The 21,485-nt window shown below is 60.7% G+C and carries 18 protein-coding genes and 1 pseudogene; 15 read left to right on the top strand and 4 right to left on the bottom strand.

The annotated features are described in order from the left end of the window. Positions 1–13 precede the first annotated feature (13 nt). Complete coding sequence (locus tag Y900_RS17365; RefSeq protein WP_036347105.1) at positions 14–781, bottom strand: endonuclease/exonuclease/phosphatase family protein; 768 nt, start codon at positions 779–781, stop codon at positions 14–16. A 47-nt stretch (positions 782–828) separates the two neighbouring features. Further along, positions 829–1,782, bottom strand: a complete 954-nt coding sequence (locus Y900_RS17360; RefSeq protein ID WP_036343439.1) for a helix-turn-helix transcriptional regulator — start codon at positions 1,780–1,782, stop codon at positions 829–831. Positions 1,783–1,843: 61 nt separating this feature from the next. Between Y900_RS17360 and Y900_RS17355 the strand changes: the two genes are divergently transcribed. Further along, positions 1,844–2,392, top strand: coding sequence for a DinB family protein (locus Y900_RS17355; protein ID WP_036343438.1), 549 nt, complete (start codon positions 1,844–1,846; stop codon positions 2,390–2,392). 18 nt (positions 2,393–2,410) lie between these two features. Next, a complete protein-coding gene (locus Y900_RS17350; protein WP_036343436.1) occupies positions 2,411–3,007 on the top strand; it encodes a DinB family protein in 597 nt (198 codons plus the stop codon). A gap of 4 nt (positions 3,008–3,011) precedes the next feature. Here the strand turns inward: Y900_RS17350 and Y900_RS33465 are convergent, their stop codons facing one another. Further along, positions 3,012–3,134: a hypothetical protein gene (locus Y900_RS33465; RefSeq protein WP_272945556.1), complete on the bottom strand. Its 123-nt coding sequence runs from the start codon at positions 3,132–3,134 to the stop codon at positions 3,012–3,014. 2 nt (positions 3,135–3,136) lie between these two features. Between Y900_RS33465 and Y900_RS17345 the strand changes: the two genes are divergently transcribed. From Y900_RS17345 to Y900_RS17290, 13 genes and pseudogenes are all read left to right on the top strand, one after another. Continuing rightward, on the top strand, positions 3,137–4,483 hold the full coding sequence (locus Y900_RS17345) for an ABC1 kinase family protein (RefSeq protein ID WP_036343435.1): 1,347 nt from the start codon (positions 3,137–3,139) through the stop codon (positions 4,481–4,483). Continuing rightward, positions 4,483–5,391 carry an alpha/beta fold hydrolase gene (locus Y900_RS17340; protein ID WP_036343434.1) on the top strand — a complete coding sequence of 303 codons (909 nt, stop codon included), beginning with the start codon at positions 4,483–4,485 and terminating at the stop codon, positions 5,389–5,391. The genes Y900_RS17345 and Y900_RS17340 overlap by 1 nt, the downstream gene beginning before the upstream one ends. A 138-nt stretch (positions 5,392–5,529) precedes the next feature. Next, positions 5,530–6,415: pseudogene (locus Y900_RS17335) on the top strand (cyclopropane mycolic acid synthase family methyltransferase). A gap of 138 nt (positions 6,416–6,553) precedes the next feature. Continuing rightward, positions 6,554–7,447 carry a cyclopropane mycolic acid synthase family methyltransferase gene (locus Y900_RS17330; protein ID WP_036343433.1) on the top strand — a complete coding sequence of 298 codons (894 nt, stop codon included), beginning with the start codon at positions 6,554–6,556 and terminating at the stop codon, positions 7,445–7,447. Positions 7,448–7,510: 63 nt separating this feature from the next. Beyond that, positions 7,511–8,572 carry an alpha/beta hydrolase gene (locus Y900_RS17325; protein ID WP_036343432.1) on the top strand — a complete coding sequence of 354 codons (1,062 nt, stop codon included), beginning with the start codon at positions 7,511–7,513 and terminating at the stop codon, positions 8,570–8,572. Positions 8,573–8,790: 218 nt separating this feature from the next. Then, positions 8,791–9,210 (top strand): hypothetical protein, encoded by a 420-nt coding sequence (locus tag Y900_RS17320; RefSeq protein ID WP_036343431.1) that lies wholly within the window; start codon positions 8,791–8,793, stop codon positions 9,208–9,210. A 120-nt stretch (positions 9,211–9,330) separates the two neighbouring features. Beyond that, entirely contained in the window at positions 9,331–11,181 is a 1,851-nt protein-coding gene (locus Y900_RS17315; protein ID WP_081845152.1) for a DUF4012 domain-containing protein, read from the top strand. Positions 11,182–11,314: 133 nt separating this feature from the next. Continuing rightward, positions 11,315–12,775 (top strand): tyrosine-protein kinase domain-containing protein, encoded by a 1,461-nt coding sequence (locus Y900_RS30990; protein WP_081845151.1) that lies wholly within the window; start codon positions 11,315–11,317, stop codon positions 12,773–12,775. Continuing rightward, the gene (locus tag Y900_RS17310; RefSeq protein WP_081845150.1) at positions 12,753–13,592 is read left to right on the top strand and encodes an FkbM family methyltransferase; all 840 of its coding nucleotides are present in this window, start codon (positions 12,753–12,755) and stop codon (positions 13,590–13,592) included. The genes Y900_RS30990 and Y900_RS17310 overlap by 23 nt, the downstream gene beginning before the upstream one ends. Positions 13,593–13,676: 84 nt before the next feature. Beyond that, positions 13,677–14,999 (top strand): O-antigen ligase family protein, encoded by a 1,323-nt coding sequence (locus Y900_RS17305; RefSeq protein WP_131536205.1) that lies wholly within the window; start codon positions 13,677–13,679, stop codon positions 14,997–14,999. 307 nt (positions 15,000–15,306) lie between these two features. Further along, on the top strand, positions 15,307–16,617 hold the full coding sequence (locus Y900_RS17300; protein ID WP_131536203.1) for a glycosyltransferase: 1,311 nt from the start codon (positions 15,307–15,309) through the stop codon (positions 16,615–16,617). 430 nt (positions 16,618–17,047) lie between these two features. Continuing rightward, positions 17,048–18,040, top strand: coding sequence for an NAD-dependent epimerase/dehydratase family protein (locus Y900_RS17295; RefSeq protein WP_036347100.1), 993 nt, complete (start codon positions 17,048–17,050; stop codon positions 18,038–18,040). Continuing rightward, a complete protein-coding gene (locus Y900_RS17290) occupies positions 18,037–19,284 on the top strand; it encodes a glycosyltransferase family 4 protein (protein ID WP_036343426.1) in 1,248 nt (415 codons plus the stop codon). Before Y900_RS17295 ends, Y900_RS17290 begins: the two co-directional genes overlap by 4 nt. Positions 19,285–19,763: 479 nt before the next feature. Here the strand turns inward: Y900_RS17290 and Y900_RS30345 are convergent, their stop codons facing one another. Next, positions 19,764–20,288: a hypothetical protein gene (locus Y900_RS30345; protein WP_051660117.1), complete on the bottom strand. Its 525-nt coding sequence runs from the start codon at positions 20,286–20,288 to the stop codon at positions 19,764–19,766. Positions 20,289–21,485: the final 1,197 nt, after the last annotated feature.

The following is a 21,485-nucleotide window of genomic DNA, read 5'->3' as shown; positions in this document are numbered from 1 at the left end:
GCCCTACCACCGGTCAGCGGAGCGACACGTCGATCACGAGCGGGCGATGGTCGGAGATCGGCAGCAGCGGGGTGCCTGCCTCGGTGGCCACCAGACCGTCGTGGTCGGTGAGGATGTGGTCGAGCTGACGGTCCGGACAGTGCCGCGGAAACGTCGGCGCGCTGGCCAGCGAACGCAAACCGGTCTGCCGGCTCGGTGACGCCCCCGACATGTTGAGATCACCCATCAACACTCGCGGACCCGGCAGCCCGTTCAGATCACGAGTGAGCCGGCGCAGCTGGACGCGGTTCCACCCCGGCACGAACGACAAGTGCGTGTTGGCGACGGTCATCACCCCGAGTGGGGTGTCCAGCTGTGCCAGCATCGCCGCCCGCGGCTCCTCGTGAACGATCTGCACCCGGTTGGGGCCGGGCAGATACATCGGGAACCGGGCCGGAATTCGGGGCAGCCGCAGCACTTGCCACGAGATCGCCGGATACCGCGACAGCAGCGCGATCCCGTACCCGGCCGTCCCCGGTTGCTCGCTGCCGGTAGCGGCCATCCAGGTCGCTCCCGGCGTGCCGGCGATCGCGGCGACGAATCGGTGCGCGACGGCGCCCATCGCCGCGGCCGCGACGGCCGTGAGGTCCGCGAGCGACGAGCGTGGCTGATCGCAGTCGACTTCCTGCAGCGCCAACACATCGGGGTTCAGCCGGTGAACGCACTGGGACAACCGCTCCAGATTGACCTGCCCGTCATCCAAGCTGCGCCCGTGCAAGATGTTGAAGGTGGCCATCCGCATGGGTACCAGGTACCCGTGCAGGCCCGAGTTGAAGACTTCGCTCGGTATCACTGCCTGGCGGCAGCGGCAAGCAACGCCGACATCGCCCGCGCCGCATCGACGACCTCGGCGGGTTCGAGGATCTCGAATGCGATACCGGGCATCGCCAGATGCAGCACCAGCGCATTGGGGTGGTCAGCACCGGTGACGACGATGCAGGTGCTGGGGCCGTCATGCTCGATTGTTACTGTCGTGGGCGAGAAGTGCTGTTCCATAACGCTTTTCGCAACCCGGTAACGCACCCTGGCGACATAGCGGTAGGGCGACGTGGTGATGGCGCGACGGATGTAGGTGGCGGCGTCGGGGGCTTCCCGCGCGGTGAAGGTGCTTCCTTTCGCGTGAACCCGGGACATGCGGTCCAGCCGCAGGCTGCGCCAGTCGTCGCGGTCGCGGTCGTAGGCCAGCAGGTACCACCGCCGTCCGGTGGTCACCAGCTGGTAGGGCTCCAGGCGCCGGCTGGTCGGGGCACCGGCCCGGTCGACGTAGTCGACGCCGACGTGTTCAGAGTCCCGGCAGGCCCGCGCCAGCGTCATCAGCACCTCGGGATCCACCGGCGACTCGGCTTCGGGGGTCAGCGTGACGGTCGCGTCGTGCACGGCGGCGACCTGTGAACGCAGCCGGCCCGGCATCACCTGGTCGAGCTTGGTCAGTGCGCGCAGCGCCGCCTCCCCCACGCCGGCGACGCTGCCACCCGCGGCCAGCCGCAGACAAACGGCCATGGCGACGGCTTCATCGGAGTCCAGCAGCAGCGGCGGCAGTGCGGCCCCTGCGCCGAGTTGGTAGCCGCCGCCGTGGCCGGTGCTGGCGTGGACGGGATATCCGAGGTCGCGTAACCGTTCCACGTCGCGGCGCACACTGCGGGCGGTCACGCCGAGCCGCTCGGCCAGTTCCGCGCCGGACCACACCCGGCGCGATTGCAACAGGCCGAGAAGTTGCAGCACCCGGCTCGTCGTCGCAGACATGACTCCAGTCTCGCGCAGTTTGCGGACAGAAGCTGTCCGCAATACGTGAAAACCTACCGATATGACATGGACGACTCAGCTTGCCGACCAGCTGGACTGGCACTGGTCCGCCACGCTGCGGCCCCGCCTGGACGGGCTGACCGACGACGAATACTTCTGGGAGCCGGTCGCCGATTGCTGGACGGCGCACGGGGAAGGGCGCCCCGGCGGGCTGGAGCGAAGCGACCCGGGGCCAATTCGGATCGACTTCGCCTACCCACCTCCGGAGCCCGAGCCGGTCACCACGATCGCGTGGCGCCTCGCCCATGTCATCGTCGGCGTTCTCGCGATGCGCAATCACTCGCACTTCGGCGGCCCGCCCGCCGACTATCAGAGCTGGCCCTACGCCACCGACGCGGCGTCAGCTCTGGCCCAACTCGACGACGCCTACACGTACTGGATCAGCGGCGTACGGGGGTTGTCCGACGACGATCTCGTCCGACCGTGCGGGCCGGCCGAAGGCCCCTACGCCGACTACGCGCTATCCGAACTGGTCTTGCACATCAACCGTGAGGTCATCCATCACGGCGCCGAAATAGCTTGTCTCCGAGATCTTTACGCCCGTCGATAAGTAAGAAAGAGGACCACCATGCCCACCCTCGCCCCACCCGTCAACAATGAACGTCACGCGCTTCGCGAGTTCCTCGCCTATCACCAGCGCGCGTTCGTCGCCGTCGCGTACGGCCTCACCGACGAGCAGGCTCGAGCGACGCCGAGCGTCAGTTCGCTGTCGGTCGGTGGGTTGATCAAACACGTGACCGGGGTGCAGCAGTCCTGGATGCAGCGGGTGGCCGCGGCCCCGAACGAACCGCAGGCCGATGACCGCCCGTTCGAGGACCGCGCGCAGGAATACCAGGAGCAATACCTGATGCGGCCCGACGAGACCCTGGCCCAGCTCATCGAGACTCTGGTTGCCCAGAACGCCGAGTCGCTTCGGCTGATCGAGACCACCGATCTGGACGCCGCGGTGCCGGTGCCGCGCGACGCGCCGTGGTTCCCGGATGACGTCGACGCCTGGTCGGTGCGGTGGGTCCTCCTGCATCTGATCGGTGAGCTGGCCAGGCACGCCGGCCATGCCGACATCATCCGTGAATCCATCGACGGCGCAACGATGTACGAGCTGGTCGCGGCGGCCGAAGGCGTGGCACCCCAGCCGTGGCTGACCCCGTGGCGCCCCAACACGTGACGGGTCACTCCGTGTAGTCGAAGTCGGCGTCGGCCAGCAGCCAGAATTCGGCGGTCTTGTGGTCCCGCAGACGGTAGAAGTACGCGCAGAAATTGGGGTACCACGTGCATTTTTGGCAGACTGGCAAGAATGAATTCGACCAAACACCGCGAAGTAGCCAAGCTCGATCGCGTCCCGTTGCCGGTCGAGGCTGCCCGCATCGGCACAACCGGGTGGCAGCTCACCCGCACCGGGGCACGCGTGCTCACCAAACTGCCCGGGCGTGGCCGCTGGCAGGACAAGGTCATCAAGCAGATCCCGCAGACCTTTTCCGACCTGGGACCCACCTACGTGAAATTCGGTCAGATCATCGCGTCCAGCCCCGGTGCCTTCGGTGAGAATCTGAGCCGTGAGTTCCGCGGCCTGCTGGACTCCGTGCCGCCCGCGGACACCGCCGAGGTACACCAGCTGCTGCAGCAGGAACTCGGCGGCGACCCGGCGAAGCTCTTCGCGCAGTTCGACGAGGAGCCGTTCGCGTCGGCCTCGATCGCCCAGGTGCATTTCGCGACGCTGCACACCGGTGAGGAGGTCGTGGTCAAGATCCAGCGGCCGGGCATACGCCGCCGGGTGGCTGCCGACCTGCAGATCCTCAAGCGCTTCGCCCAGCTCGTGGAGCTGGCCAAGCTGGGCCGGCGGTTGTCGGCACGGGACGTGGTTGCCGACTTTTCCGACAATCTCGCCGAAGAGCTCGACTTCCGCATCGAGGCGCAGTCGATGGAGGCGTGGGTCTCGGGTCTGCACGGGTCGCCGCTGGGCCGCAACATCCGAGTCCCGCAGGTGCACTGGGAATTCACCAGCGAGCGTGTGCTGACCATGGAACGCGTGCACGGCGTGCGTATCGATGACGTCAAGGAAATCCGTAAGAAGGGGTTCGACGGCACCGAGCTGGTCAAGGCACTGCTGTTCTCGACGTTCGAGGGCGGCCTTCGGCACGGCCTGTTCCACGGCGACCTGCACGCGGGCAACCTGTTGGTCGACGACGACGGCCGGATCGTGTTCCTGGACTTCGGGATCATGGGTCGCATCGACCCGCGGACCCGCTGGCTGCTGCGCGAGCTCGTTTATGCACTGCTGGTCAAGAAGGACCACGCGGCGGCGGGCAAGATCGTCGTGCTGCTCGGCGCGGTGGGCACCACCAAACCAGAGAAGGAAGCCGCAAAGGATCTCGAAGAGTTCGCGGCTCCTCTCACGCTGAAAACGCTCGGCGACATGTCCTACGCGGAGATCGGCAAACAGCTCTCCACCCTGGCCGACGCCTATGACGTCAAGCTCCCGCGCGAGCTGGTGTTGATCGGTAAGCAGTTTCTGTATGTCGAGCGGTATATGAAGTTGCTGGCACCGAAGTGGCAGATGATGAACGACCCGCAGTTCGGCGGATACTTCGCCAACTTCATGGTCGAGGTCAGCCGCGAGCACCAGAGCGACGTCGAGGTCTGATGGAAATCCGCACCGGCACAGCCACCGTCGCCGAAGAGATCGAGCTGTACTACGAGGACCTGGGCAATCCCGGCGACCCGGCAGTGTTGCTGATCATGGGTCTCGGCGCTCAGCTTCTGTTGTGGCGCAACGGTTTCTGCGAGAAGCTGGTCGACCAGGGCTATCGGGTGATCCGCTATGACAACCGCGATGTCGGGCTGTCGACCAAGCTGCACGGTCAGCGCGCCCGCGGCGGGTTGGTGCCCAAGCTGGCGAAGTCCTATGTCGGGCGGCCCAGCTCGTCGGTGTACACGCTGGAGGACATGGCCGACGACGCCGCGGCGTTGCTCGATCACCTCGGGGTCGAACAGGCCCATATCGTCGGCGCCTCGATGGGCGGGATGATCGCGCAGATCTTCGCGGCGCGATACAGCCTTCGGACCAAGGCGCTGGGAATCATCTTCTCGTCCAACAACTCTGCGTTCCTTCCGCCCCCGGCACCTCGGGCGTTGTTGTCGCTGATCACCGGTCCGCCACCGAATGCACCGCGCGATGTGATCGTCGAAAACGTGGTGCGGGTCGGCAAGATTATCGGCAGCCCGGGCTATCCCGTGCCCGACGAGCAGGCTCGCGCCGACGCCATCGAGGCCTATGACCGGTGTCACTATCCGCAAGGAATCGCACGGCATTTCGCCGCGATACTGGGCAGCGGCAGCCTGAAGCACTACGACCGCCAGATCACCGCACCGACCGTCGTCATCCACGGTCGCGCAGACAAGCTGATGCGCCCCTCGGGCGGTCGCTCGATCGCCTCGACGATCCCGAATGCGCGCCTGGCGCTTTTCGATGGCATGGCGCATGACCTGCCCGAAGACCTCTGGGACGACATCGCGGGCGAGCTCAAGACCACATTTGCCGAGGTCAGCTAGGTAATGACGGTTATCTTGCGGAATCGTCTGCTCGCAGCCTGACCGGATAGCATCGGGGCTGCACAGCGGTGATCGCCCGTCCCACGGGGGGGATTTGTGGTTGCTGCCTCAAGCATTCGATGCGGAAGGCGCACCGACATGGCCAAACGGCTGAAACCACACTTTGAAGACGTACAGGCGCACTACGACCTGTCTGATGATTTCTTCCGGCTCTTCCTCGACCCCACTCAGACTTACAGCTGCGCATATTTCGAGAAGGACGACTACACCCTCGAGCAGGCCCAGATCGCCAAGATCGACCTGGCTCTGGGCAAGCTGGGATTGCAACCCGGGATGACCTTGCTGGACGTCGGCTGCGGCTGGGGCGCCACGATGTTACGGGCGCTGGAGAAGTACCGACGTCAACGTCATCGGACTCACACTGTCCAAGAACCAGCGTGATCACGTCGAGCAGGCGTTCGCGGAGACTGGCAGTCGTCGGGACAAGCGCATCGAGCTCATGGGCTGGGAAGAATTCCACGAGCCCGTCGACCGGATCGTGTCGATCGGCGCCTTCGAGCACTTCGGCTTCGACCGCTATGACGACTTCTTCTCCATGGCCTACAACGTCTTGCCCGACAACGGCGTGATGCTGTTGCACACCATCACCTCGTTCACGCTTCCGCAGATGACCGAGCGCGGTCTGCCGTTGACGTTTGAGATCGCGCGGTTCGTGAAGTTCATGCTCACCGAGATCTTCCCGGGCGGGCGGCTGCCGACCGTCGAGAAAGTGGAGGAGCATTCGACCAAGGCCGGCTTCACGCTCACGCGGGTTCAGTCGCTGCAGCCCCACTACGCGCGCACCCTCGATTGCTGGTCGGCTGCGCTGGAGGCCAACCGGGACAAGGCCATCGAGGTGCAATCCGAGGAAGTCTATGACCGGTACATGAAGTACCTCACCGGGTGCGCCCACGGATTCCGGGTAGGGTACATCGACGTTGACCAGTTCACGCTTGAGAAGCAGGCGAAAGAAACGCCCGGTTAGGGCACTGTTTGGCCACCGTTTCGGTGAGCCGAGACGGTATGGTCCAGATCACAAAGTGCATACAGGTGCGCGCGCAAAAATCACGTGCGGGGGCCGTGATGCAGGCAGACAAGCAGAATCAGGAAGGCTGTAACTCTCATGCCCGAGGCAACTGAAACCAAGGACATGCGGCCCCATTTCGAGGACATCCAGGCGCATTACGACCTCTCGGATGACTTCTTCGGGTTGTTCCAAGATCCGACCCGCAAGTACAGCTGCGCGTACTTCACCGGGCCCGATGTCACCCTCTCCGAGGCGCAGATCGCGAATGTCGACCAGCATCTCGACGCCCTCGACCTCAAGCCGGGGATGACGCTGCTCGAGGTGGGCTGCGGCTGGGGTCTTACGTTGCAGCGCGCGATGGAGAAGTACGACGTCAACGTCATCGGACTGACGTTGTCCAAGAATCAGAAGGCCTACTGCGATCAGCTGTTGGCCGGGATCGACAGCGAGCGGTCTTTTGACGTGCGTCTGGAGGGCTGGGAGCAGTTTCACTCCCCCGTCGACCGGATCGTCTCGATCGAAGCCATCGAGCATTTCGGCTTCGAGCGCTTCGATGACTTCTTCAAGAACAGCTTCGACATCCTGCCCGACGACGGCCGTATGACAATCCAGAGCAGCTGCGGCTACCACCCGTACGATCTGCAGGCTCGCGGCAAGAAGCTGACCTTCGAGCTGGCCCGCTTCGCCAAGTTCATGGTCGACGTGATCTTCCCCGGCGGCCGTATCCCGAGCACGAAGATGCTCGTCGAGCACGGCGAGAAGGCGGGCTTCGTCGTCCCTGAGCCGCTCTCGCTGCGCAATCACTACATCAAGACCCTGGGTATCTGGGCCGCCCGCCTGGAGCAGCATAAGGACGAGGCCATCGCCGCGGCCGGCGAAGACAGCTACAACAACTACATGCGGTATCTGACCGGCTGCCAGTACTACTACGTCGACGAGGCGCTCGACGTCAGTCTCGTCACCTACCTCAAGCCGGGGGCCGCCGCCTAGCAGGCATTTCTCCCTCGGCGAATCACCGAGTGCAGTCCATGGGCCCGAGTTAATCTCGGGCCCATGTCTGTTGGGCGGCTCGCCGATCCGAATTGCACCCTTGGCACCGATCCGCGATCGGATCCCCGGATGGTGGCGGCGCTCGCCCCGCTGGGGCTGGCCGATGTGCTTCCGGACGCGCCGCTGACCACCGACTCGCCGTTGGCGGATCGGCTGGCGTATGCCGCGGCCGCCGAGGAAGCGGTCGGTGGCGTGATCTCGATGCTGGCTTCCGCGGCTCCGTCGCCGGCAGATGTCACCACCACGATGGTGACCATCCCCGGCACCGACGGCCACGAGATCACGCTCTTCGTCAGCCGGCCGGATCGCGCCGACGGTCCGCTTCCGGCCGTGGTGCATTTTCACGGCGGCGCCATGGCGATCGCCAGCGCCGCGGACGCGGGGTATCGGCACATCAGGGAGAGCATGGCCGCAACCGGCCTGGTGGTGGTCGGGGTGGAGTTCCGCAACTCCGGCGGCCGCCTCGGCGCGCACCCGTACCCGGCCGGACTGGACGACTGCGCGGCCGGCACCCGGTGGGTGCACGCCAATGCCGCGGAACTCGGCGTGAGCCGGCTGATCGTATGCGGCGAGTCCGGCGGCGGGAACCTCACGCTGACCACCGTTCACAAGGCCAAGCGAGAGGGATGGCTCGACGAGATCGCCGGCGCCTACGCCCACTGCCCCTACATCTCCAACCGCTGGTTGAACTACCCCGACAATCTGCCGTCGCTTCGGGAGAACGACGGATACTTCATCAGTTGTCAGCAGGCCGCCCTGCTGGGCTCGATCTACGATCCCGACACGACGCACGCCGGTGATCCCACCTGTTGGGCCGGTGCGGCGAGTGACGACGATCTTGCCGATTTACCGCCGCACGTGATCTCGGTGAACGAGCTCGATCCGCTGCGCGACGAAGGCCTCCTCTATTACCGACGGCTGCTGGCGGCCGGTGTCCCCACCGTCGGTCGTGTCGTGGCGGGCACCTGCCACGGCGGCGACTTGCTATTCCCGGCGACGATGCCGGACGTTTTCGCGGCCTCGGTGCGCGATGTGAGTGGGTTTGCGTGGGCGGTGGCGAGGTGACTGTTGTGGCGCATGGTGCAGGCCCCGCCCAAGGTCTTTTCCTCTGGAAAAAGACTCTCGACGGACTTGCCGTTTCCGGTTGACAGCACCTAGGTGGTATGGGACTCTTTGCTTAATTTCTTAGGCAATACCTCAGGAATAAACCGAACATCTCATGGGGGGTCCCAATGACTACTGCAGCTGCAAGTAAGTTCTCGGCTCTGTCGACCAAACTTCAGGTGAGCACTGCGGCCGTGGCAGTCGCCGCCGCTGCCGCTATCACCCCGGCTATCGCCCACGCGACGCCGAGCCTGGCTCCGTTCTCCGAGAACGTCGGCAACTCCGCCGAGCTCCTCATCGACTCGCCGGTCATTCCCACGGCTGCCGTGTCGGCCACTCCTGGCAGCAACAAGAAGGCTGCCGCCAATGAGACGCCGTCCCAGGTCATCCAGACCTTCATCTCGGGCTTTACACTCGCGGCTCAGAACGGCATCAAGGCGGTCACCCAATACTTCGGTACGTTCGTCTATGGTGGGCTTGCCTTCACCGGCCTAGCGTTCAACGCGTTCGGGCTTACCCAGATCGGAAACGGATTCATCAACGCGTCGAATAACGTCGCCGCCGCGATCAAGATCGGCCCCTACGCGACCTCCTCGTAACCAGTCTTAAAAACGACTCGTCGGTTGTTGCCCAACAGCAGCTGGCGGGTCGTTTTTTGTTGGCCAATTCGCCGCGGTTGCACGTAATGCCGACCGCACCGGAGTATGGGGAATAACTGAGTGAAATTCTTTTCGCGGCGGCGGATCGACGAAGATCCGGCTGATTCCCATGTAGACCTGATCGATGACGACGATGAGACACCTTGGTACAAGCGACGAAACGTCACTTGGCCCGTCCTTGGAGTGCTCATCGTCGTCATTCTGTTCGGTGGCTGGCTCGGGCTCCGAGCGTACGAGGCGAAGACGAGCCTTGAGGCAGCACGCACTAGCGCGCAACAAGCCAAAGATGCACTGCTGCAAGGAAACACCGCTGACGCATCACGGTTGGCTGCTGACGCGCAATCTCATGCACAGTCAGCACGCAACGCGACGCACTCCGTGCCGTGGAACGTCATGTCCGTCGTTCCGTGGTTGGGCAGCCCGTTCAAAACCGGTCAGCAAATCTCAGATGTCGTGCTCGGTTTGGCCGCCGAGGTGTTGAAGCCCACCGCCGATGCAGGCACGACTGTGGCGCCGCGTCAACTGCTCGCCAATGGTCGGCTCGATGTCCAAGCATTGCGTCGAGAAGAACCCGTCTTGAGCAAGATCGCAGCTGACGCAACGCGGCTCGACGCGGAGGCCAAGGCGATCTCAGCGCCAGCGTATTTCTCCGTCGTTGGTGAGGCGCGATCACAACTGCAGTCACAGACCTCGAACATTGCCGGCCTCCTGGAAAACACCGCTCTTGCCGCAAAGCTGGCACCGTCGATGTTGGGCGCCGACGGCCCACGCTCCTATTTCATGGGCTTCCAGACGAATGCCGAGGCGCGCGGTACCGGTGGACTGCTAGGGGGATTCGGGATCCTCCGGTTCGACGACGGCAAGCCGAGCGTGGACTCTATGGGACCGAACACCGATTTCAACAAGCCGTTCACACCGTTCTCAGTCAACCCAGAGTTCGACGAGCAGTACGGGTTCACCAATCCAACTACCGACTTTCGGAACAGCAATCAGAGCTCACATTTTCCTTACACGGCCCAGATCTGGAAGCAGATGTGGGCACAACAGTCGGGCATGAATGTCGACGGTGTGATCGCAATCGACCCGATTGCCTTGAGCTATATCCTCGGCGCGACCGGCCCGATCGTGATGCCAGATGGTGAGACGGTTACTAAAGACAACGTCGTCGAACTCACCGAGTCGACGGTCTACAGCCGCTTCCCCGATCCCAATGACCAAAGCGGACGCAAACGCTTCTTGCAGGAGATCGCCACCCAAGTGGTCAAGAAGATCACGGTGCCTATCGAGTCGCCGCGCACGCTGCTAGATGCATTGGGAAGAGCAGTGAGTGAGCGCCGAATCTCGGTATGGAGCTCGTCAGCTGCCGACCAAGCGCTTTTAGAGAAGACCCCGCTTGCCCACGAGATTCCGGATGATCCTGCGCCGTACGCCGAAGTCGTCATCAACAACCTCGGCGGTAACAAGATGGACTACTACCTCAAGCGAGAGATCGAATACGTAGCTGACGGCTGCGATGGCGAAAATCGCAAGTCAACCGTGACGATCCGGCTAACCAACACCCTTAAGGATGTGGCTGGCCTGCCGGAATATGTGGTGGGGCGGCTGGGCTTCTATCCCGAGGTCGCGGGAACCATCCCACCGGGCACGATGCTCACCTCGGTCCGGCTCCTCACCACTAGGGGAGCAGACGTGCTCAGCGTGCTGGCAAACGGGAAAAGAACCCGGGTTTTCGGATCGACAGAACGCGGCCACCCAAGCTTCGAGTCTCAGGTGGCCATACCACCGGGCAACACCGTCGAGTTAATTTTCCGGCTCACCGAACCGACGTCTGCGGGCGAGGCGCGTGTACCAATTCAGCCCCTGGTTGACGCTGCCAAAGTGAAAATCTCGGTGCCGAGCTGTGCGCGCTGACCCGCGCAACCGCAGCCCGCAGTGTTTGAAAGAAGTTGGCATTGCGCGCTCACCAGAACCTGGGAAATATGCGAAGGTATGCTTCCCCGGGCAGGGGGCTATGAAGTATTCAAACAGGGGGTAAGGGGTCGCATTGAATCTTCGGGACGTCGCAAAACTGCTGCGCACTCGTTGGATCACCGTGGGCGTGACGTCAATGGTCGTGGTCTTGGGAGCCGTCGCGTACACGTTGCTGACCACGCCGCTCTATCAGGCTTCGACGAGGCTCTTCGTCTCTGCCACCTCGGGCGGCTCATCAGTGTCTGACCTGTACCAGGGAAATCTCTTCTCTCAACAAAGAGTCTTGTCGTATGCGGAGCTACTCAACGGCGAAACTGTAGCTCAGAGGACGATCGACAAACTGGGGCTCGACATGAGCGCGGAAACTCTACGCGGCAGGATCAAAGCGACTGCGAAGCCTGACACAGTCCTCATCGATGTGCAGGTGCTCGACGAATCTCCGGTCAGAGCTCGCGATATCGCTAACACTTTGTCTGACGAATTCGTCGGCTTGGTGAACGAGTTAGAGACACCAAAGGCTGGCGACCAACCTAATGCTCGTGTCGTGGTGGAACAACGAGCCTCGATACCGAGCAGCCCAGTAGTGCCTAATCCAGTTCGTAACATTTCCCTAGGCCTCGGATTGGGCTTGATGGCAGGCGTGGGCCTTGCCGTTCTGCGCGATTTACTCGACAACACGGTAAAAAGCCCCGAGTCACTTGAGCAAATCACCGACAGTAGCATCGTAGGCCACATTCCGACTGACAAGGGATTACGAAAAACACCAGCAATATCTTTCGCTACCGACAATTCTGGAGCCGCCGAGGCGTTCCGCAAACTGCGCACCAATCTGCAGTTCCTATCGGTAGACAATCCCCCGCGCCTTATTGTTGTGACAAGCTCATCACCAGGAGAGGGTAAGAGCACGACATCCATCAACATCGCATTGGCGTTGGCTGAGGCAGAACACAATGTGCTACTTGTCGATGGAGACCTTCGACGCCCATCTTTGGCGAAGTATCTTGACCTGGTTGGCCAGGTAGGAATCAGCAGCATTCTGAGTGGCGCAGCCACGCTCGACGACGTACTACAACCGACCAAGTTTCCACGACTAACCGTTCTCACTGCCGGCGAAATCCCGCCAAACCCCAGCGAGCTTCTTGGATCGTTGTCCGCGAGGAAGCTACTCAACGAGCTTCGTGCCAGGTTCGACTATGTAATTGTCGACTCGCCACCCCTACTTGCAGTTACTGATGGAGCCGTCCTGGCAGCCGGCGCGGATGGCGCACTCGTTGTGGCTCGATTTGGAGAAACCAAGCGCGACCAACTCGCACACGCCGTAGGGACCCTTAAGGATGTCGATGCATCGTTACTCGGGGCAGTCTTTACGATGATGCCAACGCGTGGAAGCGGCTCCTATAGCTATAACTATTACTCCCACGGTCAAATTTACGGCGACTCTACGCCCGGGAAACACTCGGATAAGTCTTCCTCACCTCGTCGCAAAGTCGACTCATCAGCCGCGGACTTCCATGAAGACAGCCAGCCGAAATGACATCGTGGACCCTAGGGTTTCTGATGCCGAGACTAAGCGATCTTCCAACAACCAGTTTTGGATGAAAGACGTGGAAAAAAAGCGAGCACCGATTAGCTACGTTGCGCGTACAGTTGTGAAGCGTGCGTTGGGGCGAATGGGATTCGAGATTCGCCGAGCTAACGCGTTACAAACTGCACCTATAGGGGATATGCGGAGCACGCTGGTAGGTCTTCGCGATCGAGGATTAACACCGACGACGGTCCTCGACGTGGGCGCCAACCGTGGCGATTGGACGAAACTCGCCCGGGATATCTTCCCGGCAGCAACTTACGTCATGCTTGAACCACAGATCGAGATGGCACCCTATCTCGACACGCTCGGTGAGCCATGGCATGGCGTCGCGGCGGGCAGCGAGAACGGCACGCTGGAATTGACAATCTGGCCCGATTTAGTGGGATCCTCATTCTTGAAACCCGATGGTGCGGACTATCCGACGAGACCGGTCGAGATTGTTACCATCAACCACCTCATCGCTCGAGAAAATTATGCTATCCCAGATCTGGTCAAACTCGACATTCAAGGTTTCGAACTTGAAGCCCTCCGCGGCGCCACACACCTTTTCGGCGTCACCGAGGCATTCATTGTCGAGGTGTCTCTGTTTTCCTTTGGCGGCCACCCTATTCTGCGAGAAGTTGTCGACTTTATGGGTGAACGTGGTTACGAGACCTACGACATCGCCGGTGCGCTGCGTCGACCATCAGATGGAGCCCTCGGGAACCTTGATCTGTGTTTCGCGCGCACCGGTGGGGCGTTGCGGCAATCAAATAGTTGGTGACACTCCAGTGTGAGCAGCACGGCGGTAGAGCACTCGGCCCGCGTGAGGCGCGGTAGGGACCTCCGAAAGGCATACTTGAGAGCGATGACAGCAGTTGCGTTACCCACCGGACACCTCCGCAGCGAGGCGGGATTAGGCTTTGCAATCGGGCTGAACCTTTGCGTGGCCGGAATATATGCAAATTTTGCAGTTAATGTCGGTAATTATCCGTATCCGGGTGTTGCGGTCTTAGTTGGAGCCGCTTTCCTGATCCCGCACATGACACCACACACGCGAAGCCTCAAGTGGATGAGCTTAATTTTAGGGTTCCTCGTTTTGTCGTTCGCAACAGGTGGCAGGGACGTCAACGATACCGATGGCCGCTTGACTTCATTGCTTCAGATAATCGCGGCTGTAGGCTGCGCTCACGTGCTGTTATCAGCGATGGCTTACCCCAAGACGGTGCGTAAAACGTTATTTTTCTGGATGACTTTTATAGTGGTTGGCGTTATTCTGGAATCAACATTCTCGCCCGTTCGCGATTTGAGCGACGCATTTCGACACGCGGCGTTCGAAGGCCGGTTTATATATGAAAATGATGCAAGGGATATCCAGCAATATGGTTTTGTGCGGCCCAAACTGTTTACCCGAGAACCTGCGCACGTAGCCATGGCATTTATGACGTTCGCGCCGGGTTGGTACGTCCTGTCCTCGTTCCGCAGGCGATTTGTGCTTCTTCTGATATGCACTATCCTCGTCGCGCTTTTTCTGGGAAGCCCAATTGTGCTGCTAGTGCCGCCCCTAGCGTGGTACCTCGATCGGATGCTTGCCCGGCGGGCGATGTCAGGCATCGTTGCGGCCGGCCTTCCAGTCCTTGCAATCGTCGGCTTCACGCTTACCCAGGTGTTCTCAACAAGGTTTGCGAATATTCTCAGCGGTAAAGATGGAAGTTTTTTTGTTCGCTTCCAGGGACCCTACGGGGTGGCAATAAAGACCATAGAGCAATTTCCAATTTTGGGGGTCGGGGTTGGCCACAAAGAGGCGCTCTACAAGGAAGTGCAGGACGTTTACACCCACTACTATCAGTTTAATACGTCATGGGTTTACCACAATTATCTTTATGCTCTCAATAATGCCTTTGCGAATTCGTTGTCATATTTTGGCCTCATCGGCGCCGTAGTTTTTTATTTCTTGGTTGCGCAATGGGCCAAGGGATTCGGAATTGGACCGTGGGTTTCACTCCCGGTCATCCTTCTTTTGCTTCAGTTTGACGGGGCGCTGGAAGCCATCAGGATGTGGGGTTCCATCGCAGTTGTTCTGGGCGCTTATGCGATGGCAAGAACCGCGTCTCCACGTTGCCCACAGCCGGGTGGTCCGTCAGAAAATTCATCAGCAGTCCGATTCCACCGGCCCGACGGTAAAAATTAGTGCGCTGCCCATTCCGCCGCATCGACTGGTTTCTAATACTGCCGCGATGGCTAGCCCCTGACACATCTGCTACTGCTCAGGCTGCGAGGCGATCGTGGATATCCGCCTTCTACGCTGCGAAGACGGCATAATGTGTGCCCTGCCCGTCCGAGGCCGTCAAGCTGTTCCTCACGTAGGTCACCAGTTCCCGCAGCCACCATTTCAGTTATTGCGAATACTTTCCTTTATGGCGCCAAGCAGCGGCGCCAATCGTTCCGACGCGGAACGGACGAAGTCGGATCGGAGCTACAAGAGGGAGGTTCCAATCGTGTATGAACCCCGGAAGCAAATCCCACAGGTTGCACGAGATCTGCCGCCCAACGCAAGCGCGTCCGATGCCTACGGCATCCCAAGCGCGGGAGAAGCCATGCCAGCTGCGCTTGAGGTGTGCGGTGCGCCTCCCGATAGCGTTCGATTTGCCGGCAACACACGGCGTCTCGCCTTCATAGGTCCTGAACGCACGGACGCTCGATGCGCGAAACGCATTGGTGCGCTTCATGATCAAGGTTGGGAAGTCATCGGCTGCACCTTTTATCGCGACCGAGGGCACCCCGAGCAACCAGCTGCTTGGGACAACATTCACTTAGGTACTACCTACGACCGCCGACACGTCCATCGTGTATGGGCCGTCATTCGCGCACTAGGGGTCGTGTTGAAGAATCGGGATCGGCTGACGGAGGCGACCGTCCTCTATGCCATAAACTTGGACAACGCCTTTCTCGCTCTCTTCGTGCGACTAGCCTGTTTTCGGCGTGTCCCGCTTGTGGTGGAGATTGCAGACATTCAACCAGTGATGACCGGCGACGGAATTATTTCCCGTTCCCTTCGTTTTCTCGAGCGCTTTATTCTCAGGCGCTCCCAGCTCCTGATAACAACCTCCCCAGCGTTTTTGCGCTGCTACTTCGAGCCGGTGCAAAAATTCCGGGGTCCGGTCGTACTGTTGGAGAACAAGGTATATCCTTCCGTTGCGCTTGCCGCCGCCAGAAGGCCTCACACTGGGCCGGCTAGTGATGGACGTTGGACCATCGGCTATTTCGGTGCGTACCGGTGCCAACGAAGCATCGCGCTCATCTGCCGCCTTGCCGAAGAATTTCCGGATAAGCTCTCTTTTGTACTCCATGGAGTGCCAACCAGCTTAGAGTCCGATTATTTTCACCAGAAAACAAGCCTATACTCCAACATCCGGTATTGTGGTCCATATCGCTATCCCGACGATCTGCCGGATATATACGCCAGCGTCGATTTCAACTGGTGCTTCGATTTCTCGGCGAATGGCGGTAATTCCGCTTGGCTACTACCTAATAGAGTGTACGAAGGTGGCCTGTTCCATTGCCCGGCGCTCGCGCTGGCCGGCACAGAAACCGCAGCATGGGTGCGATCGCACGGGCTCGGCAGGGAGTTCGAAGAGGATTTATTTGAGAATTTGAAGGAATTCTTTAAAACCCTCACAGTAGGCGACTGGGAGATAATGCGCGAGCGGTGCGAGGAGGCGCCGGATGCTTTATTCACCGCTGAGGCGGACTACCGCGCCCTCAGCGCGACGATGCAAAAGTTAGCCTCCGGACAATTGTGCAGGTGAATTATCGGACAGATGGACTTGACGCCCTTCATCTGACTTTATACGGCAGGCGCCTTGAAGCCTGTGTCTTTTATCGCCCCGCAGGCGCTAGGTTGATCGTGCTACTGCGCCCCCTCTGCGGCAGATTACCGGCAGCCTTACGACACAACGCGAAGGGTCAAGTTTGTGGGCGCAATCTCACGTAGGTGGTGAGGTTGTAGCGCCAACACCGAAAGATTCGGGAGCGTTTTCCTCCTACCAGCCGTTTACCCCCGGAACGGCCGCCACATCGCCATGTAACGCCATGTAGGTCCATATCACACCCGTGGCCGTAACAGGCTGCGTTCTGTCGAGGCAATTTTCCCCGATTTCTGGGTCGCGTTCGCAAAGCAATCGGTTATACGATCTCAGCTAGCACGCGGAGGTCGTGGTAGCGCGTAAGGGGGATATTATGAGGATTTTGGTTACTGGGGCCGGGGGGTTCATCGGCGGTCACCTGACTGGCGCACTCATCGCAGATGGACATGAGGTGCGAGCTGTCGATGCGAAGCCGCTCGAGGAGTGGTACCAAGTACACGAGGGCGCCGACTCCCGTGTCGGCGACTTGTCGCTGCTGGAGACGGCACGCTCATCGGTCGAAGGTGTTGAGCACGTCTACAACCTGGCTGCGGACATGGGCGGGATGGGGTTCATCGAGAATAATCGAGCCCTTTGTATGCTGTCGGTGCTCACGAGTACACACGTTCTGTTGGCCGCCCAAGAGGCTGGCGTCGACCGTTATTTCTACAGCTCGTCGGCTTGCGTCTACGCTGCCGAAAAGCAGACCGATTCTGACGTCAAGCCGCTTAGGGAATCTGACGCATACCCCGCCGAACCCGAGGATGGTTACGGCTGGGAGAAGCTCTTCAGCGAACGAATGGCTCGGCACTTCCGCGAAGACTTCGGGATAAAGACCCGCACAGCGCGCTACCACAACGTCTATGGGCCGAACGGCACATTCGACGGTGGGCGCGAGAAAGCGCCGGCTGCAGTGTGTCGCAAGGTCGCTCTCATCGCGCAGGGAGAAACGGACACGCTGGAAATATGGGGGGACGGCGAGCAGACGCGGAGTTTCATGTATGTCGACGACTGCGTCCGTGGCACGCGAGAGGTCCTCAACGGTGAGTTCGCCAATCCCGTCAATCTGGGCTCGTCCGAACTAGTCACCATCAACCAGCTGGCAGACATAGTCGAGGACATCGCGGGCATTAAGGCCAAACGAACCTACAAACTCGACGCCCCTCAGGGCGTGCGTGGCAGGAACAGTGACAACACGCTATTCCACTCGGTCTATGGGTGGGAGCCATCCATTACGTTGCGCGACGGACTTGAGAAGACATACGCGTGGATCTACGACCAAATTGCATCGGGCAAACACACCACAGAGCCTCTAAAGGCCAAGTGAGCGCCGACCCGCTCCGAATCCAGATCCACGACTGGTGTGGCCATCCCTTCCAAGCTCAACTCTCGCGGGAATTAGCGCAGCGCGGAATGGTGGTAAATCACTGTTATAGCAGTGAATACGTAGGTGGTAAGGGCCGCCTAGAACGCCAGCTCGACGATCCCGAGACACTCACCTTCACAGCGATCACCGCAGGAAGTCCTTTCGACAAGTATGGCCCAGTCGGGCGTATCCGATATGAGATCAGCTACGCGAGGGCATGGATTGACTGGTTGAAAATGACCGAACCCGACGTTGTAGTCGTGTGCAACACGCCGCTATTCGCCACCGAGCTTTTCCGGAGGTGGGCACGTAGTTCGCGAACCCCTTGGGTGCTGTGGCATCAAGACCTACTCAGTCTTGCGCTCGGGGAGGAGTTGCAGCGCAAGCTACCCACGCCGGCCGCGCGACTGGGCGCGTGGACGATGTCGACACTCGAACGACGAATCACGCAGAAAGCGACGCAGGTCGTGGCCATCGGCGAAGCATTTCAGCGTCACTATGAACAGAAATGGAAGCTAAAGCGGTCTGGAGTTTCGGTCGTTCCCAACTGGGCTCCGCTTGACGACATAACACCTCGCCCTCTCGACAACCCGTGGAGCGCGAGTTGGGTCGTGGAACGCGGTGACATAACCCTGGTATACGCCGGCACCCTCGGCCGGAAGCACAACCCCGAGTTACTAGTCGATCTCATCAAGTCAGCTCAGGCCCGTGGGGTTGATGCGCGCCTCATTGTCGTCTCCGAGGGCGAAGGAGCTGATCTGATTCGCAACAAAGCCAGCGACTTTCCGGTCGGTACCATCCGAGTGGTCACATTCCAACCCGCCGACTGTTTGCCTGATCTACTCGGGGCCGGGGACGTACTCGTCGCCATTCTGGAACCGGAAGCGTCAAAGTTCTCGATCCCTAGCAAGGTGCTGTCCTATCTTGCGGCTGGGCGCCCCATCCTGGGACTTATGCCTGCCGACAATCCGGCGGCCGAAGACATCACAGCGGCCGGGGGGCTCGTTAGTCCGCCCACACCCGACGGAATCCAGCGGGCAGTTGAGTGGATGGTGTCAATTTGCGGCGATGCCGCCATGCGTGCCGAACTCGGTTCTCGCTCACGAAGGCTCGCTGAGCAAAGATTCGACATAAAGGCAATTGCGGACCAGTTCGCTGAGATCTTAAAATCGGCCGCGGAAAACTATTCGTTGTCTACAAATTGACATCGTGGCACATCGATTCGCAGGCAGAGCGTTTGCGGTCGGGATAAGACAAATACAGGTCACTTTCTTGATGCCTAGACCGACAACGTTTCATCTTCTTCAGAAGACTTGAGTTTCCCTGAGGAGAGGCGTCGCTATTTCGACGAATGAAGCCGCGATTTAGCGGTCTGGATCGAGGCATACGTCTGCTCCCCATAATCGGAGACGGTCCTCAGCTGAGCCCAAGAACATTCGCGATCAGCAGCAATTGGCGTCGCAGTGGTGCCCCGCCGCGTCGGGCCCAAGACTCTCCGCGGATCCGCGCATACCCGCCGTCTCCAACCACTTATACGTAGATAAAGAATCAGCGCCGTTCTCCCGTCGTGCGGTCCCACGTACTGCTGCAGGCGGACAGCCGCCGAAGAACTGTTGCTCTTATCCAACACTGGCATGCCTGCCTTGTTGCAGCAAGGCAAAAGGCACCGCCAACCGCCGACGGGTCAGAAGGCCGCTATCGCATGCTGAACGGCCGCAGAACAGTGGTCGAGGTACTTGGTGCACATCATTTTGCAATACACGTCCAGTGGTTTTGCGCACTTGTCGGGATTGATATTGAAGTACTCAAGCTGAAGCAGGTCGTTCTTAGTCTGCCGACCTTCTGGGGAGGCGGCGGAATTACCGGGCTTGCCAGGTTCCGCCAGCTTCCCGAAGCAATCCAGATGTAAGAGAATCTCGGTGCCCGGTGACCTACCGCTGGAGTTGAGTTTGCTTGCCTTGGATGAACGAGTGATGAGGCAGTCGTCCAACGGCACTTGATCCCCCACAACGCTGGCGATGGCTGCCGTGTATCCATACTGGGAGATTTCCTTGGAGGCCTTTCCATATGCCTGCCCGGACCAGTCGGGAACGGCACCCGCTATACCGCCACCGAATGAAAATGCTGTAAGAAATATGGTCGCAATTCCCAAAGAATGGAAAATTGACGATAGCTTCACCTTATCCCCCAGATTCGCCCAATCGGTCACACCCTACCCCAGTCACGTCCCAACTGTCACCGTCTGGTGCGCACGGTGGCTTGATCCGATGGATACGACAGCACTTCTTCTGGTACCGCTCTGGGCGGTCAGCAACGTGCCTGCATCGCCGCAACTCTATCGCGAGGCGCGGCCACCCTGACGCAGGACGAATCCGCTCTCAAACGCCGCGGCGGCATCGGCAGTGAAGGCAGCATTGCGCGCTGCGTCGAGCTCTGACCGGCCTTGGAATCGACCTGTAGCTCAACGGCCCGGTAGCCAAGAACGACGCCCACGGCCTCGAGGACCTCGGTAAGCAACGGCGGGCGCGCCAGCGGAGCACTTGCCGAGCGGGGATGGCGACCGACCACGGCGACCCACCCCTATTGGGTGGCAGCTGAGATCGCAGGTATCTCCCGGAGCCAGGCTGCCGTTCTCTTTGACCCCGGCGGCCTGTCCGCTGAGAAAGCCAAGACGGGGAATCGAAGGCTGCATGCACCCGCATATCAGGCGAACCCCGGGATGTGTTACGAGGCGTCGTGTGGGCTGCCGTGGACGCGAAGGCCGGGCGCCGAGCTGGTCACGGCGAAACCCGCTGGAGGTCCGCCATAGCCGATCCGGCATCAGATCCGGCCGCTCGTTGGCGTTCATGGTTGCCGCTCGTTGGCGTTCATGGTTGCCGCTCGTTGGCGTTCATGGTTTAGGCCATGCAGACATCAGCGCGGGCGCCAGGCACCCGCCCCAACTGACACCACCACCGACCGCTCCAATTCATTGCTGCGCTGCCGGGTTGAGCTCCAACCCCTCCCACCGCTGCGGCCACCGATGTTCGGAGGAGGCCGGTGATAGTGGGCCAGCGGTCTCGACGCCGGCCTTCATCTGCTCATGCGGGGTACAAAGCCGCTGCCCGTGTCACCGTTGGACTCAAATCCGAACCGGCGATGACGAAATCTGAGGGCAGAGCAGCTGATGTCGAGCCGCGTCAGCACCGAGCGTCGGTCACAACTTCGATGCGAACAAGCGCTCTGTTGACGGCAAGGTCGATCAAGTGGAGCTCGATAATCGACTTGAAACCAGTGGCGCCCGGGCGGGACGTCGGCCACGAGTCCCTAGTCCCTTCGGCTTTGGATCATTTGCCGCATCAACCAGGAGGCCAGACGCCTCGAGCAAGCCGGCGCAGTCACGCGGCAAGCAATAGCTTAGGGTGAT

It is taken from the genome of Mycolicibacterium aromaticivorans JS19b1 = JCM 16368 (assembly GCF_000559085.1).
Lineage (GTDB): Bacteria > Actinomycetota > Actinomycetes > Mycobacteriales > Mycobacteriaceae > Mycobacterium > Mycobacterium aromaticivorans.
This window is presented reverse-complemented; position numbering and strand designations above follow the sequence as displayed.